The organism is Gordonia sp. LMA484, assembly GCF_058129505.1.
The window spans coordinates 3,794,803-3,811,604 of the sequence record NZ_CM176700.1 but is presented as its reverse complement, the minus strand read 5'-3'; the positions used below and the strand labels follow the sequence as shown (position 1 = coordinate 3,811,604).

The following is a 16,802-nucleotide window of genomic DNA, read 5'->3' as shown; positions in this document are numbered from 1 at the left end:
GCCACCTGCACGGTGCGGTGGTCTCGATTCGCTCGCTCGTTCCTCGCGCGCTACTCGACCAGCAAACCGCTGGTCGAGTAGCGCAAACGCAGTGAGTGCGTATCGAGACCGCCCGAGTGTGACCCGAGGTCACAGCCCCAGCGCAGCTCGCTGCTTCGTGACCTCCTCGCGGTAGCGCTCGACGTTGGCCATCTTGATGCTCTCGTAGCCGCGGACCATGTCCGGCAGATCGGCCAGCGTGACCATCGCGGAGAGCTGGTCGGTGCTCAACCGGCCGTCGTGCAGGGCCGAGAGCAGGGTTTCGATCAGCTCCCGGTACTCCACGATCAGCGCGCGTTCGGTGCGTCGGATCTCGTTGCGGCCGAACGGGTCCAGCTTGGTGCCGCGGAGCCGCTTCATCTTGGCGAGGCCGGCCAGAGGGCGGTCGGCCCATGCGCCCAGCGACATCTTCTCCTTCATCCCCATCTCGCGCAGCGTCGGCGGGTGCAGGCGAATGGCGACCTTGGCGTCGTCACCGAACTGCTCGGCGATGCGGGCCGCGAATGCCTCGTCCTGCGTGAGCCGGGCAACCTCGTACTCGTCCTTGTAGGCCATCAACTTGTACAGATTGCGGGCCACGGCGTCGGTCAGATCATCCGCCGGACTGGTGCGGTGCACCCGGTCCACCAGGTCGAGATACTCACGGGCGTACCGTTCATCGGCATAGGCGATCAGTTCGTCATAGCGGATGGCGATGGTGTGGGCCAGGTCCTCGGTGAGGTTCCCGAGCGTGCTCACCGCGGACGTGGCCCGAGAACTCGGGCCCACCTCCACCGTCGAGACACCGTGCAACGCCGACAACGCGCGCGTCACCGCGTCCGGGTCGTCGACAATCTGCCGACCGCGCCGGAACGCCTGGATGTTCGCATCCACCGCGACGCCGTTCAGTTCGATGGCGCGTTCGATGGATTCCGCCGAGATCGCCAGCGCCCCGGCCTGATACGCGGCACCGACCATCAGCATGTTGGCGTACTGCTCGTCGCCGAACAGATCCGTCGACAGCGTGCCCGGGTCGAGATACACCGCGCGCGAGACCTTCGCGTCGATCGCCGAGTGGACCGCGGCGTCGGCGGGGAATCCGACACTCGTGTCGATGACCATCGAGCCGGTGGGGATCTGGGTGGTCGACACGACGGCCACGGTCTTCTCCGGCGCCGCGACCTTGAGGTTGGCCGGGTCGGTGCCGACCAGCGAATCGCACACCAGATAGAGGTCGCAGTCGTCGGAGGCCACCTTGCCGGCCTGTTCGACGACGCTGCGCGTCACCTTCACATCGCTGACGACGGCACCGCCCTTCTGCGCGAGCCCCGTCATGTCGACGGTGCGCGCGGCGTGACCGTCGAGCACCGCCGCTGTCGCCACGACCTGCGAGACGGTCACCACTCCGGTTCCACCGATTCCGGTGACACGGATGGCGAACGACTCCCGGAGTGCGGGAAGTGCCGGTGCAGGCAGGATCGCAGCCGAGATGGCGTCGGCGCGGCGGCCGGCGCGTTTGGTCCCGGGCGTGACGGTCACGAACGACGGACAGTCACCCTTGAGGCAGGAGAAGTCGAGATTGCACGAACTCTGGTCGATCTGTGTCTTCCGGCCGAATTCGGTCTGCACCGGGTGCACCGACAGGCAGTTGGACTTCTCGCCGCAGTCGCCGCAGCCTTCGCAGATGCGCTCGTTGATCATCACCCGCTGGTTGGGCGTACTCATGGTGCCCCGCTTGCGCTTACGGCGCTTCTCGGCTGCGCAGTGCTGATCGTGGATGAGGACGGTGGTCCCGGGCACTGCTGCGAGCTCGGTCTGCACCTCGAGCATGTCGTCGCGCGAGCGCACCTCGACCTGCCCCGGGAGGCGCAGCGCCCGTGTCCGTTCCGGATCGTCGGAGGTGACCACGATCCGTTTCACCCCTTCATCGAGCAGCAGGGACGTCAGTCGCGGCAGGCTCATCGCGCCCACCGGGTCCTGTCCGCCGGTCATCGCGACGGTGCCGTTGTACAACAGCTTGTAGGTGATGTTCTCGCCCGATGCCACCGCGGCGCGCAGCGCCAGAGAACCGGAGTGCATGAATGTTCCGTCGCCGACGTTCTGGACGAAATGATCGGCGGTCACGAACGGCGCCATCCCGATCCATTGGGCTCCTTCCCCGCCCATCTGGGTGACGCCGGCGATGTCGCCGACCTGGCGCTCGTCCATCAGGAGCACCATCGCATGACATCCGATCCCGGCGCCGACCAGTGTCCCGTCGGAGACCTTGGTCGAGCTGTTGTGCGGGCACCCCGAGCAGAAATAGGGCGTGCGGACCGCGAGCGGCAGCTCGATCCGCCCACGCCGCTTCGACTTCCGGTCCAGCCAGTCCTGTGCGGCGTCCACGTGGTGGTGCTTGGCGAGCCGCTTGGCAAGTCCGCGGGCCACCGCGTCGGTGTCGAGTTCGCCGAAGCGGGAGAACAGCGTCGAGCCGTCCTCATTCGTCTTGCCGACGATCCGCGGTGCGCGTGGATGCCGGAACAGGATGTCGCGCATCATCGTCTCGATGAAGTCGCGCTTCTCCTCGACGACGATGACCTCGTCCAGGTCCCCGCCGGCCGTGTCGAACATGAAGCGGTTCAGGATGTCTCGTTCGATCGGGTAGACCATGCCCAGTTTCAGGATGCGGATTCCCGCGCGGTTCAGGTCAGAGTCGGTGATGCCGATGAGCCGCAACGCCTCACGCAGATCCAGGTAGGTCTTGCCCGCGGTCACGATGCCGATGCGGTCGTCGGGGCTGGAGACCACGATCTTGTTCAGGCCGTTGAGGCGGGCGTACTCCTGGGCTCGGGGAATGCGGGTTGTGAGCTGATTCTGTTCCAGCTCCATGAGACTCGCGCCCAACAGCCGCCCACTCGGCACGTGCGGGCTGCGTCCCAGGTCGCCATAGACCGGCATGATCCGGTTCGGGTCCACCTCGGCGGTCGACGAGCCGTCGGCGACGTGCGCGGAGATCTTCATCGACGTCCACAGCCCGCTGACCCGGCTCATCACCGCCGCATGCACGCCGAGGTCGACGATGTCCTGCGAATCGGCGGGATAGATGATCGGCATGTAGAGATCGGCCAGCGCCATCTCCGAGGCGCACGGGATGGTCGAGCTCTTGGCGCCCGGATCGTCGCCGACGATCGCGACGGCTCCGCCGCAGGGATGGGTGCCGATCATGTTCGCGTGCCGCAATGCGTCGGTGGCGCGATCGAGACCGGCTGCCTTGCCGTACCAATAGCCGACGACGCCGTCACGTGTGGTGCCTTCGGCGTCGGCGGCGAGTTCAGCCACCTGTCCGGCGACCTGTGACCCCATCACGGATGTCGCGGCGAGCTCCTCGTTGAGGCCGGGGCGGTGGACGATGTCGAACGGCTCGAGGTATTCCCGGCGGCGGGCGATCTCGAGGTCGTAACCGGCGAGTGGTGAGCCCTCGTATCCGGAGATGAACGACGCGGTGTGCAGATTCTGTCGCCGGTCGATGTAGGCGCGGTCGCGGACCATCCGGACCAGGGCCTGAATGCCGGTGAGATAGATGGTCCCGGTCTCCCGGGTGTAGCGCTCGTCGAGTGAGAACGAGGCGCCGGTGAATCCGGCGGTGTCGTCGGAGCGGGCACCGAGTCGGTGCGCACGATCGTCTGCGAGGGTCATGGGGTTACCTGGCCTTCTGTCATATGTCGGTCCGCGACCACCGGGGGTGTGGCGGCGCGGGCGTCGGGTTGTGCGGGCCCGTGGGTGGTGGGCCTGCCTTCACACTACGCAATACACGTGAGCCACGTCACGTCGGCTGCGACAATGAGATGGCGGTCCACGTGAGGCGTGACAAGTCGCCGGACTGTGTCGTACGATGCATTCAGTTAATCGCTACTAACTGAAAGGTCGATGGTGACCAGCACGTTCAGTAATGAAGCGGCCGATACCGCCGACTCGGCCGCGGGATTTCGCGCGGTCCATCTCGCCGGTGTCGCCCGGTTGCGCGAGCTGCTTGCGCAGGCTCGGCGGGGCGGCGGCGACAAGGCCCGCGACCGGCACATCTCCCGCGGCAAACTGCTCCCACGCGATCGCGTGGATCGACTCATCGACGTCGGTTCGCCGTTCCTGGAGGTCGCGCCACTCGCGGCTCATGAGATGTACGACGGTCGTGTGCCCTCAGCCGGGGTGGTCGCCGGTGTCGGGCGGATCGCCGGACGCGAATGCATGATCGTCGCCAACGACGCGACGGTCTCCGGCGGCACCTACTACCCGGTGACGGTGAAGAAGCATCTGCGCGCGCAGGAGATCGCGGCGGCCAACCGGCTGCCCTGCATTTACCTCGTGGACTCGGGTGGGGCGATGCTGCTGCAACAGGACGAGGTGTTCCCCGACCGCGATCACTTCGGCCGCATCTTCTTCAACCAGGCGACGATGAGCGCGGCCGGCATCCCGCAGATCGCGGCGGTGCTCGGGTCGTCGACAGCAGGCGGGGCGTATGTCCCGGCGATGAGCGACGAGACGGTCATCGTGCGCAATCAGGGAACGATCTTCCTGGCCGGCCCGCCGCTGGTGAAAGCGGCCACCGGCGAGGATGTGACCGCCGAGGAGCTCGGCGGTGGCGCCATGCACTCGTCGGTCTCCGGTGTCACCGACCATCTCGTCGAGAATGACGAGCAGGCGCTGGCCAAGGTCCGCGAGATCGTCGCGACGCTCGGTCCGCGTGATGACGCGCAGTGGGAGACCATCGGGTCGCGCGAGCCGCGTCGCCCGCAGACCGACCTCTACGACGTGGTGCCCACCGATTCGCGGACACCCTACGACGTGCGGGAGGTCATCGAGATCCTCAGCGACGCCGGCGAATACACCGAGTTCAAGGCCAACTACGGCACCACCCTGGTCACCGCCTTCGCCCATGTGCACGGACACCCGGTGGGCTTCATCGGAAACAACGGGGTGTTGTTCAGTGAATCCGCGCTCAAGGGGGCGCATTTCATCGAACTCTGCGACCAGCGGCGCATCCCACTCGTCTTCCTGCAGAACATCACCGGGTTCATGGTGGGCCGTGCCTACGAGGAGGGCGGCATCGCGAAGAACGGCGCCAAGATGGTCAACGCCGTGGCCTGCGCGCGGGTGCCCAAGCTCACCGTCATGGTCGGCGGATCGTTCGGCGCGGGCAACTACTCGATGTGCGGTCGGGCATATTCGCCGCGATTCCTGTGGATGTGGCCGAACGCCCGCATCTCGGTGATGGGCGGCCCGCAGGCCGCCGACACCTTGGCCACCGTCCGTCGCAACCAGGTCGAACGCTCCGGCGACGAGTGGGCGGCCGAGGACGAGGAGGCGTTCAAGGCGCCCATCCGCGACCAGTTCGACCGCCAGTCGGACGCGTACTACTCGACTGCGCGCCTCTGGGACGACGGGATCATCGATCCCGCACAAACCCGGACAGTCCTCGGATTGGCATTGGAGACATGCCGATACGCCCCCCTCACCGAACCGCGCTACGGCGTCTTCCGGATGTGATCACCGTGAACCAGACCACTCTCACAACAACCAGGCCCATCCGCAGTGTGCTGATCGCCAACCGCGGCGAGATCGCCTGCCGCGTGATCGACACGCTGCGCCGCATGGGCATCCGCAGCATCGCGGTCTATTCCGACGCCGACGCGGACGCACGTCATGTCCGCGAGGCCGACGTCGCCGTCCGGATCGGGCCCGCTGCCGCGACCCAGAGCTACCTCGACATCGATGCGGTGGTGCGCGCGGCGGTCGACACCGGTGCGGACGCGGTGCACCCCGGCTACGGGTTCCTGTCGGAGAATCAGAAGTTCGCCGCGGCACTCGCCGACGCCGGTGTCACCTTCATCGGTCCGCCGGCCGAGGCGATCGCGACGATGGGTGACAAGATCACCGCACGCGCAGCGGTCACCGAACGCGATGTGCCGGTGGTGCCGGGTCTGTCCCGGCCGGGCCTGACCGACGAGGACCTGATCGCCGCCGCACCCGACATCGGATTCCCGGTGCTCATCAAGCCGAGCGCCGGTGGTGGCGGTAAGGGTATGCACCGCGTCGAGAACGCTGCGGAGCTACCCGCTGCACTGCAGCGCGCACGCCGCGAGGCCGGGTCGGCCTTCGGTGACGATGCCCTGTTCCTCGAGCATTTCGTCGACACCCCGCGACACATCGAGGTGCAGGTTCTCGCCGACGAACACGGCAATGTCATCCACCTGGGCGAGCGCGAATGCTCGCTGCAGCGTCGTCACCAGAAGGTGATCGAGGAGGCGCCGTCGGCACTGCTCGACAACCAGACCCGTGCTCGCATCGGCGAAGCGGCGTGTGACGCGGCGCGCAGCGTCGGCTACACGGGCGCGGGCACGGTCGAGTTCATCGTGTCGGCGCATCGCCCCGACGCGTTCTTCTTCATGGAGATGAACACGCGCCTGCAGGTCGAACACCCGGTCACCGAACTGGTCACCGGCGTCGACCTCGTCGAGCAGCAGATCCGGGTGGCCCGCGGGGAGGTCCTCGGCCTGGCCCAGGACGACATCGTGTTGCACGGGCACGCCATCGAGGCGCGCGTCTACGCCGAGGATCCGGCGAACGGATTCCTGCCCACCGGCGGCCGGATAGCGCATCTCGAACACCCGGACACCGCACCGGGCACCGGGATTCGTGTGGATTCCGCGATGGCCGACGATCTGGTCGTCGGCAGCGACTACGACCCGATGCTGGCGAAGGTCATCGCACACGGCAGCGACCGTGAGGAGGCGCTCGAACGCCTCGACCAGGCGCTGGCGCACACCCGCGTGCTCGGGCTGGTCACCAACATCGACTTCTGCCGCTACGTCCTCGCCCAGCAATCGGTGCGCGACGCCGCACTCGACACCGAACTGCTCGATCGGCTGGTCATCGACTATGCGGCGCCCGAACCCGTACCGGAGGCCATGGTGCTGGTCGGTGTCGCCCGTATCGGGCCCCGCGACGGCGGCGACGTCTGGCAGTCGGCGGTCGGTTGGCGCATCGGCGAACCGACACCCGTGGTGACCCGCTTGGTCTCGGGGACAAGTCATTTCACCGTCTCGATCCTGGTCGAGTCCGCGACCGAGGAGAAGCTGACCGGGCGGGCGACGGTGACCTATGAGGACACCGACCGCGAGCCGTGGCAGGCCGCGGTCGAGTATCGGCTCATCGATCGCCATGACGGCAGCTCGCCCGGCTCGCAGACGCGTCGCCTGATCATCGACGGGGTCAGTCAGTCCTGGTCGAAGGCCGAGGTCGACGGCACCTGGTGGGTCGCCGGCCCGCATGGCTCCTGGCAGCTCGACCTGGCCCGACCACTGTTGGAAGAGGCTGCCGACGAGAACGCCGGCGAGATCCTCAGTCCCATGCCGGGCACCGTCGTCGCGGTCCCGGCGACGGCCGGCGACACCGTCTCCGCGGGCAGCCCGATCATCGTGGTCGAGGCGATGAAGATGGAACACACGTTGACGGCGCCGGTGGACGGCGTGGTGGCCGTCTCGGCGAAGGTCGGCGACAAGGTCGCCGCCGGACAGACAATCGCACACGTGCAGAAGGAGGACTGATGGAACTCAGTCAGGAGTACACCGACCTCATCGGAAGCGTCCGCGACTTCGCGCAGTCGGTCGTCGCCCCGGTATCGGCGAAACACGATGCGGAGCACAGCTTCCCCTATGAGGTCGTGTCGCAGATGGGCAAGATGGGGCTGTTCGGGCTGCCCTTCCCGGAGGAATACGGTGGGATGGGCGGTGACTATTTCGCACTCGCGTTGGCCCTCGAGGAACTCGGCAAGGTCGACCAGTCCGTGGCGATCACCCTGGAGGCCGGTGTCGGTCTCGGCGCCATGCCGATCTACAAGTTCGGCACCGAGGAACAGAAACAGCGATGGCTGCCGGACCTGACCACCGGTCGGGCACTCGCCGGTTTCGGTCTCACCGAACCGGGTGCCGGCTCGGATGCCGGCGCGACCGCCACCACCGCCAAAGAGGATGGCGACAGCTGGATCATCAACGGCGCCAAGCAGTTCATCACCAACTCGGGCACCGACATCACGTCGCTGGTGACGGTCACCGCGGTCACCGGCACCCGCGACGGCGGCCGCAAGGAGATCTCGACGATCATCGTGCCCTCCGACACCCCCGGCTTCACCGCCGAACCCGCCTACAACAAGGTCGGGTGGAACGCGTCGGACACTCATCCGCTGTCGTTTGCCGACGCTCGGGTGCCCGCCGAGAACCTCCTCGGTGAGCGCGGGCGGGGCTACGCCAACTTCCTGTCCATCCTCGACGAGGGCCGGATCGCGATCGCCGCGCTCGCCACCGGCGTGGCGCAGGGATGTGTCGACGAGAGCGTGAAGTACGCGAAGGAGCGCCAGTCGTTCGGCAAACCGATCGGGCAGTACCAATCGGTGTCGTTCGCGATCGCCCGGATGGAGGCCCGCGCGCATGTGGCGCGGACCGCCTACTACGATGCGGCGGCGAAGATGCTGGCGGGCAAGCCGTTCAAGAAGGAGGCCTCCATCGCCAAGATGGTCTCCAGCGAGGCGGCGATGGACAACGCCCGGATGGCCACGCAGATCCATGGCGGCTACGGCTTCATGAACGAGTACCCGGTCGCCCGACACTACCGGGACTCGAAGATCCTCGAGATCGGCGAGGGCACCACCGAGGTGCAACTGATGCTCATCGCACGGGAGCTGGGTTTCGCATGACCGAGCAGAGTGCCGCCGACCGGGTACGGGTGGTCCAACGTGGTCTGTGGTTCGACGAGTTCACCGAGGGCACCATCTACGAACACCGGCCGGGCCGGACGGTCACCGAGGCCGACAACGTCCTGTTCACCACGTTGACGATGAACACCCAGGCCCTGCACCTCGACGCCGCGTGGTCGGCCGAGCAACCGGGCTTCGGCGGCCAACGGCTGATCAACTCGATGTTCACCCTGTCCACCATCGTGGGTCTGTCGGTGTCTCAGCTGACCCAGGGCACACTCGTCGCCAACCTCGGATTCAGTGAGGTGGCCTTTCCGGCGCCGCTGTTCGCAGGTGACACCCTGTATGCGGAAACGGAGTGCACCGGCAAACGCGAATCCCGGTCCCGGCCGGGTGAGGGCGTGGTGAACTTGACCCATATCGGACGTAATCAGCACGGCGAGGTCGTTGCGCGTGCGGCGCGGGCCACGCTGGTGCGCAAGAAGACGGTGGAGTAGAGAAATGCAGCCCGGCCAGCAATTGCACAACCCCTGGACACCGCCCGGACCGGCTTTGTTGTTCTGTCCGGCCGACCGGCCCGAGCGCTACCAGAAGGCACTCGATCGTGCGGATGTGGTGATCCTCGACCTCGAGGACGCCGTCGCCGCCGAGAACCGGGTGGCCGCGCGGGAGGCCCTGGTCGCCAACCCGCTGGATCCCGATCGCACCATCGTGCGGATCAATCCGTCGGGTACCGGCGATTACCGTCGCGATCTCGCCGCCATCGGTGACACCAATTACCGGGTGGTCATGCAGGCCAAGGCCGAGGATGCGGATTCGATCATCCACACCGCGCTGCAGACGATCGCGCTGATCGAGACCCCGCTCGGCGCCACCCGCGTGAGCGAGATCGCCGAAGCCGTCAACTGCATCGGACTCATGTGGGGTGCCGAGGATCTCGTCGCCGGACTCGGCGGAAAATCCAGCCGGTTCGGACCCGACGAGGATCGCGCCGGGACCTACCGAGACGTCGCCCGTTTCGTCCGTTCGTCGGTGCGCATCGCGGCCGCGGCACACGGAAAATTCGCGGTGGACTCGGTGCATCTGGACATCCGTGACGTCGACGGCCTGGTCGCCGAGGTCCGCGACGCCGTCGCACTCGGATACACCGCCACCGCGTGTATTCATCCCTCGCAGGTCGAGCACATCCGTGCCGGCTATCGGCCGTCGGATGACGAGATCGACTGGGCCCGGCGCGTGATGGACGGCAACGAAGAGCATCGGGGTGGGGTGTTCAGCATCGAGGGCCAGATGATCGACGGTCCGGTGCTGCGGCAGGCCGAGGTGGTCCTGGCCCGGGCCGCCGCGCTCCGCGATGTCGCGACCACGGGCCCGTCCACCACCGCCGAATGATCGTCGGCCCACCAGTCCTCACGAGAACCGGAGCGAGACATGACAGAAATGGCCTACGCCGAGGGTGAGAGCACACCCGAACTCCTCACCGAGACCATCGGTGCCACGTTGGCGCGGACGGTTGCGTCGTTCGCCGGCAACCTGGCGCTCATCGACGCGGCCGCCGGACGGCAGTGGACCTATGCCGAGTTCCACCGCGATGTGCGGGCGCTTGCTGCCGGCCTCGTCCGCCTCGGTGTCGCCCCGGGCGACCGGGTGGGGCTGTGGTCGCCGAACCGGTTCGAATGGGTGCTCACCCAGTACGCGACCGCCGAGATCGGCGCCATCCTGGTGAACCTCAACCCCGCGTATCGGCAGAACGAGATCGAGTACGCACTGGCCCAGTCGGGCAGCAGCGTTGTGCTCGCGGCGGAACGGTTCAAGGACTCCGCGTATGCGTCCATGCTGGCCGAGGCGCGGCCGAAACGTCCGGATCTGCGTGAGGTGATCCTGTTCGACACACCGGAGTGGACGGCCCTGCTGGCCGAACCCACGGCCGACGAGGCGGCAGCCGTCGCGCAGATTGCCACATCGCTGTCTCCCGACGACGCGATCAACATCCAATACACCTCCGGCACAACCGGATTCCCCAAGGGCGCCACCCTTTCGCACCGTAACATCGGGAACAACGGGTATCTCGTGGGAGAGCTGCTCGATTACACCGACGCCGACCGGATCTGTCTGCCGGTGCCGTTCTACCACTGCTTCGGCATGGTGATGGGCAATTTGGCAGCGACCAGTCACGGGGCCGCCATGGTGATCCCCGCGCCGGCCTTCGACCCGGAGGCCACGCTGGCGGCGGTGTCGGAGTACCGCTGTACCAGCCTCTACGGGGTGCCGACGATGTTCATCGCGGAACTCGCACTGATGGACGAGCGCGGTGACGCACACGGCTTCGACCTGTCGAGCCTGCGGACCGGGATCATGGCCGGCTCGCCCTGTCCGGAACACGTGATGCGGCAGGTCGTCGACCGGATGCATATGGAACAGGTGTCCATCTGCTACGGCATGACCGAGACATCGCCGGTGTCGACCCAGACCCGGGTCGACGACCCGCTCGAACTCCGCGTCGGAACGGTCGGCCGGGTCGGTCCACATCTGGAGATCAAGGTGATCGACCCGGGAACCGGGGAGACATTGCGGCGTGGCGAGACCGGGGAGTTCTGCACCAAGGGTTACTCGGTGATGAAGGGCTATTGGAACGAGCCCGCCAAGGCCGCCGAGGCACTCGACGCCGATGGCTGGATGCACACCGGTGACCTCGCGGTGATGGACGACAACGGGTACGTCCGCATCACCGGCCGTATCAAGGACATGGTCATCCGCGGTGGCGAGAACATCTACCCGCGGGAGATCGAGGAGTTCCTCTACACCCATCCCGACATCCTCGACGCACAGGTCATCGGTGTGCCCGACGACAAGTACGGCGAGGAGCTGATGGCGTGGGTCCGACTGCGGGACGACGCAACCGAGTTCACCGTCGAGGACCTGCGTGTCTTCGCGAACGGGAAGATCGCGCGGCACAAGATCCCCCGCTACGTGCATGTGGTCAAAGAGTTCCCGATGACCGTGACGGGCAAGGTGCGCAAGGTCCAGATGCGCGAGGAGGCCGTCGAGATCCTGGGGTTCGGACACGGCTAGACATGCCCTAGGGTGAGATGATGTGACCGAACCTGACCGGAGTGATTCCGGCGCAACGCAGATGGCCTCGTTCACGCGCCTGGTCCGAGACCGGACCGGCCGCGACCTGGACGGATACGCAGCGTTGTGGCAATGGTCGGTCGACGAACCCGGTGACTTCTGGCGTGCCATCTGGGATTTCTACGACCTCGGTGCGATGGCGGGTCCGGGATCCCCGGCCGTGGAGTCCGCCACCGATGTGCTCGCCATCGCGGACATGCCGGGCGCGCAATGGTTTCCCGGGGTCGAGCTCAACTATGTGTCCGCGGTGCTGCGGCACGCCGACCGTACCGGCGCGGCGATCGTCGGCATCGGTGAGGATGGTGCTCGCACCGAGATCGCGTGGTCGGAGCTGCCCGAACTGGTGAACGGTTTTGCTCGGACCCTGAGCTCGCTCGGCGTCGGCCGTGGTGACGTGGTCGCCGCCTACCTGCCGGACATCCCGGAGGCCGTCATCGCTTTCCTCGGCACCGCGTATGTCGGGGCGATCTGGTCGGGCTGCGGCCAGGACTATGCACCCGAGGGCGCTGCCGGCCGATTGGCGCAGCTGCAGCCGAAGGTGTTGATCAGTGCGGGTGGCTATCGCTACAACGGCAAGGTCGTCGACAAGTCGGCCGACAGTGTGGCGCTGGCCGGGTTGCTGCCCGGACTCCTCGCGCATGTCGTCGTCGACGCCCCCGATGAGGCGACGTCGGCAGGTGAGGCGATGTCGGCAGGTGAGGCGATGTCGGCAGGTGAGGCGGTGTCGGCAGGTGACGGGCCGCGTCGGATTGCTTACACCGAGGCGGTGCACCCGGCCGACACCGGCGTGATCGACCCGGTCGCGGTGCCGTTCGATCATCCGTTGTGGGTGCTGTTCAGTTCCGGTACCACCGGAAAACCCAAGGGCATCGTGCACGGCCACGGGGGAGTGGTGGTCGAACACCTCAAGGCGGGCGGATTGCACGCTGACCTGGGGCCCGAGGACGTCTTCTTCTGGCAGACGGCCCTGAGTTGGATGATGTGGAACTTCCAGGTCGCCGGACTGCTGTGTGGAGCACGGATCGTCTGTTACAGCGGCTCGCCGCTGTATCCGGACGCCGATCGGCTCTGGCAGATCGTCGAATCGGAGCGCGTGACCTATTTCGGGACGAGCCCGGGCCAGCTTCAGGCCTCCCGCAAGGCAGGCCTGGTGCCGGGCCGCGACCACGATCTGTCCGCTTTGCGCACCCTGGGCAGCACCGGGTCGACGCTGGCCGCCGATCTGTTCACCTGGGTCGACGACAACGTCAGAGGCGGCGTCCCGATCTCGTCGATCAGCGGTGGAACCGACGTGGTGACCGCGTTCGCCGGCGGCTCGACGGGAGTGCCGGTCGTGGCAGGTGAACTGTCGGTCCGCTATCTGGGCGTCGCACTCGAGAGCTGGGCTGCCGACCGGACGCCGCTCATCGACGAGGTCGGCGAGATGGTGATCACCGCGCCGATGCCGTCGATGCCGGTCTCGTTCTGGAACGACCCGGACGGATCGAGATACCGCAGCGCCTACTTCGAACACGAGTGGGAGACCCCGTCCGACGCCGCGGTGTGGCGCCACGGGGACTGGGTGACGGTCACCGCACGTGGGTCACTGATCATCCACGGTCGCAGCGACGCCACCCTGAACCGCCACGGCATCCGGATGGGATCGGCCGACATCTACGAGGTGGTGGAGGGCATCGACGAGATCGCGGAGGGTTTCGTGCTGGGTGTCGACGGTCCCGGCGGGGCGTACTGGATGCCGCTGTTCGTCACGCTCGTCCCGGGCGCGGTGCTCGACGACGACCTGCGGGCGCGGCTGGCGTCCGAGGTTCGCGCGAGATTGTCCCCGCGTCACGTGCCGGACGAGGTGATCGAGGCGCCGGGTATCCCGCACACCCGGACCGGGAAGAAGCTGGAGGTGCCCGTGACCGGTATCCTCGCCGGCCGGGCCGAGGTCAGCATCGACCCGAAGTCGGTCGACGACTACGGGCTGATCGACTGGTATGCCGCGCAGGGTCGCGCCCATCGGTGGTAGTGAGGGAATGAGCGCGGCACACGATCGCGCGTGGACCATGTACTAGCGTGGGGCGCGACACCAGCGCTCACCGCGGGGGCGAATCACGACCGAGCAGGAGAAGCGATGACCTACCAGCAGGGCGGTTACGGCCAGCATGGCCAGCAGGGGCAGGGGCAGGGCCAGGAAGACTCTGGTCAGCAGGGCTACGGCCAGCAGGGCTACGGCCAGCAGGCGCCCGGACAGCAGGGCTACGGGCAGCAGGGCTATGGCCAGCCCGGTTACGGCCAGCAGGGGTACGGCCAGCAGGGGTACGGCCAGCAGGGCTATGGCCAGCCCGGGTACGGTGCCCAGCCCGGTTACGGCCAGCAGGGCTACGGGTCCGGCGGCGCCGACGCACCCTCTGGTGTGGGACAGGCGACACCCGGTTACGGGCAGCAGGGTTACGGTCAGCAGTATCCCCAGGGGTATGGACAGCAGTACCCACAAGGGTATGGACAGCAGTACCCGCAGCAGGGCTACGGGCAGCAGCAATATCCGCAGGGTTACGGGCAGTACGGCCAACCTGCACCCAAGCCCGTCGGGCAAGGGCTGCCCGCCAACATCGGTCAGCTCCTCGCGATCGCGGTGGGTTCCATCGCGGCGGTGGAAGCGGTCGTCAGCTTCTGGAACCGCGGCGCCTATCTCCCGTATCTGGCGCTGATAGCCGTACTCGCCTTGCTGACGCTGCATCCCAAGGTGCAGACCAGGGTCACGGTTCCGGTGATCAGTGCCGTCGCGGTCGCCACCGCGATCAGCCAGCTGTATGACGTCATCTACACCGCCTCGAAGGGTTCGAACCTGATCTCCAACTCGGGTGTCGACTACTCCCAGCTGGCTCTGACCCTGATCATCGCGGCGCTCGCGGTGTTCTGGCTGCTCGTCGTCCTGGAGATGGTGAAGGTTGCATCCGACGCTGCCGGCACCTCGGAGCCCCCGGCCACCGCATCTGCGGCCCACGCACCGACTCAGGCCGTCGCCTACGGCGATACACAGTCGAGTGGCCACAGCGCCTCGAGCGCAGGCGCCACCAAGCAGGCCAATTACGATCCGTCGGCCTACAGCCAGGTGCAGTCGCAGTCGCCGACCACCTCGAGTGCGGGGTACACGCCGACCGCCGGCGCCTCGGAGTCCGGCTCGTCGACGTCCGGCTACCACCCGACCGCTGAGGCGTCCGGCGATGCCACCACGAAGATCAGCAAGCCGGAGCAGCCGAACGGTCACTGATCTCGAGAATTCCCATGATGCCCCGCCGCGATCGGCGGGGCATCGTGCTGTCGGGACCCGAGCGTCCATGCGACTGCTGCGACGCATGTCGCTTTCTGAGGTCTGCGCGGCGCGTCTGCCCGGTGAGGCGAAGCAATCGTGTCAGTCTCGTAACCGATGCCCTCGCCTACCGCTGACAGTCTCGCGTCGCGTCTCCGCCAGATGCGACAACTCAACCGCGCCCAGCGGTCGGTGACCGAGGGTTCCGCGCGCGCACTGGTCATGGTCGCGTTCGCCGTCCCGGTGATCACGATGGTCATCATCGCCGCGGTGACCGTTACGGTCCTGCTTTTCGCCGGCAGCGGACTCGACGGGCTCGGCATCGCCATCGGTGCGATCTGGCTGGCTGTCCATCAGGTACCGGTCACGCTCAGCGGCGTGACCATCGGGATATTGCCGATGCTGCCCACCCTGGCGATCGCGGTTGCCGCGGCCAGGATGTCCGCATCGGCGAGTGGCACCGAGCGTCCCGCCTCCGAGCTCGCGGCGGTTTTCTGTTCCGCGGTGGGCGGGCCCATGTTGATCACCGCTCTGTCGCTGGCCGTCGTGATGGACGGGACATCGGTGATGCCGGTCCAGAGTCCGTCTGCGCTGATGGCGTTCGGCTACACACTCGCCATCCATGGCTCCGCGGCTCTGCTCGGAATCGGATGGCGTCGCCGAGAAGAGCTCTGCGACCGCTTCGGGGTCCCGCCATCCGTGCGGCGCGGTGTGCGTTGTGGAGTGTTGGCAATCACCGCGCTGCTCACCTGCGCCGCCGGCCTGGTCGTCGTGCGGCTGATCATCGGCTGGCACGTGACCGGGCAGCTGCTGGCCGACGGCAACGATTTCGACGGCTACCTCGGGTTGGCGGCCTTGTCGGTGCTCTACCTGCCGAACGCTGTCGTCGGTGCCGCCTCGGTCCTGGTCGGGTCCGACTTCCACATCGGGACCGCGTCGGTCGATTTGCTCGATGTCCGCGGCGGACCGCTTCCACCGGTGCCGATCCTGGGCGCTCTCCCCGAATCCGCGGCCGGGATGCTGGGTCTGATCGGTTTCCTGATACCCGCATCGATCGCGCTGGTGGTCGCACTGCGCTGCCGCGACCTAGATCCACTCGCCAACGTGCGGTCGGTGGCGGTGGCCTCGGCGGTTGCGGCGACGACCGTGGTCGTGCTCTGTGTGATGGCCGGCGGGGAACTGGGTGAGTTCGGTGACGCGGGCGTCACGCTGCCCACGGCGGGAGTGTTCACACTCGGATGGATCGCGGTGGTCGGTCTGATCGTCGCGTTGATCTACGGGGCGCTTCCGTCCACCCGGGCCGCTCGCCGCAATGGTGTCGACGCGGACTTCGACGACGACTACGACCTCGATTACGAGGACGAGTACCTGACCGATGACTACGAGGATCCCGAGGACCTCGACGACGAGTACGGCGAGTTCGACGACTACGAAGGCGAGGATTGGGCGGAGGAGGACTCGGGGTACACCGAGGCCCGGTCCACCGAATCGGATGACGTCGAGTGGGCCGACGGCGATGAGTGGGAGGTCGTCGACGGTGACGAGGGCGCAGTGCCCGGCCCGTTCGACCGCACCGACCAGACCACCGACGCTCGCACCACCGAGGTCGAATACTCGAGCGAGAATCGCTGA

Annotated in this window: 10 protein-coding genes; 9 read left to right on the top strand and 1 reads right to left on the bottom strand. The window is 67.1% G+C overall.

The genetic code is table 11. From position 1 onward, the window contains the following. Positions 1 to 129 precede the first annotated feature (129 nt). Positions 130 to 3,693: an indolepyruvate ferredoxin oxidoreductase family protein gene (locus tag AC4AMJ_RS16795; protein ID WP_489913410.1), complete on the bottom strand. Its 3,564-nt coding sequence runs from the start codon at positions 3,691 to 3,693 to the stop codon at positions 130 to 132. 231 nt (positions 3,694 to 3,924) lie between these two features. Between AC4AMJ_RS16795 and AC4AMJ_RS16790 the strand changes: the two genes are divergently transcribed. The 9 genes from AC4AMJ_RS16790 to AC4AMJ_RS16750 all read left to right on the top strand — a co-directional run bounded on the left by AC4AMJ_RS16790 (position 3,925) and on the right by AC4AMJ_RS16750 (position 16,802). Then, positions 3,925 to 5,538 carry a carboxyl transferase domain-containing protein gene (locus AC4AMJ_RS16790; protein WP_489913408.1) on the top strand — a complete coding sequence of 538 codons (1,614 nt, stop codon included), beginning with the start codon at positions 3,925 to 3,927 and terminating at the stop codon, positions 5,536 to 5,538. A gap of 5 nt (positions 5,539 to 5,543) precedes the next feature. Further along, positions 5,544 to 7,598 (top strand): acetyl/propionyl/methylcrotonyl-CoA carboxylase subunit alpha, encoded by a 2,055-nt coding sequence (locus tag AC4AMJ_RS16785; protein ID WP_489900003.1) that lies wholly within the window; start codon positions 5,544 to 5,546, stop codon positions 7,596 to 7,598. Beyond that, positions 7,598 to 8,743, top strand: a complete 1,146-nt coding sequence (locus AC4AMJ_RS16780) for an acyl-CoA dehydrogenase family protein (protein ID WP_489900004.1) — start codon at positions 7,598 to 7,600, stop codon at positions 8,741 to 8,743. The genes AC4AMJ_RS16785 and AC4AMJ_RS16780 overlap by 1 nt, the downstream gene beginning before the upstream one ends. Next, positions 8,740 to 9,240 (top strand): MaoC family dehydratase, encoded by a 501-nt coding sequence (locus AC4AMJ_RS16775; RefSeq protein WP_489900005.1) that lies wholly within the window; start codon positions 8,740 to 8,742, stop codon positions 9,238 to 9,240. Before AC4AMJ_RS16780 ends, AC4AMJ_RS16775 begins: the two co-directional genes overlap by 4 nt. A gap of 4 nt (positions 9,241 to 9,244) precedes the next feature. Beyond that, on the top strand, positions 9,245 to 10,135 hold the full coding sequence (locus AC4AMJ_RS16770; protein WP_489900006.1) for an HpcH/HpaI aldolase/citrate lyase family protein: 891 nt from the start codon (positions 9,245 to 9,247) through the stop codon (positions 10,133 to 10,135). Positions 10,136 to 10,174: 39 nt separating this feature from the next. Beyond that, positions 10,175 to 11,815 (top strand): AMP-binding protein, encoded by a 1,641-nt coding sequence (locus AC4AMJ_RS16765; RefSeq protein ID WP_489913406.1) that lies wholly within the window; start codon positions 10,175 to 10,177, stop codon positions 11,813 to 11,815. Between the two features lie 61 nt (positions 11,816 to 11,876). Continuing rightward, on the top strand, positions 11,877 to 13,886 hold the full coding sequence (locus AC4AMJ_RS16760; protein ID WP_489918452.1) for an acetoacetate--CoA ligase: 2,010 nt from the start codon (positions 11,877 to 11,879) through the stop codon (positions 13,884 to 13,886). A gap of 105 nt (positions 13,887 to 13,991) precedes the next feature. Then, entirely contained in the window at positions 13,992 to 15,131 is a 1,140-nt protein-coding gene (locus tag AC4AMJ_RS16755) for a hypothetical protein (RefSeq protein WP_489913404.1), read from the top strand. Between the two features lie 201 nt (positions 15,132 to 15,332). Then, the gene (locus AC4AMJ_RS16750) at positions 15,333 to 16,802 is read left to right on the top strand and encodes a cell division protein PerM (protein ID WP_489913402.1); all 1,470 of its coding nucleotides are present in this window, start codon (positions 15,333 to 15,335) and stop codon (positions 16,800 to 16,802) included.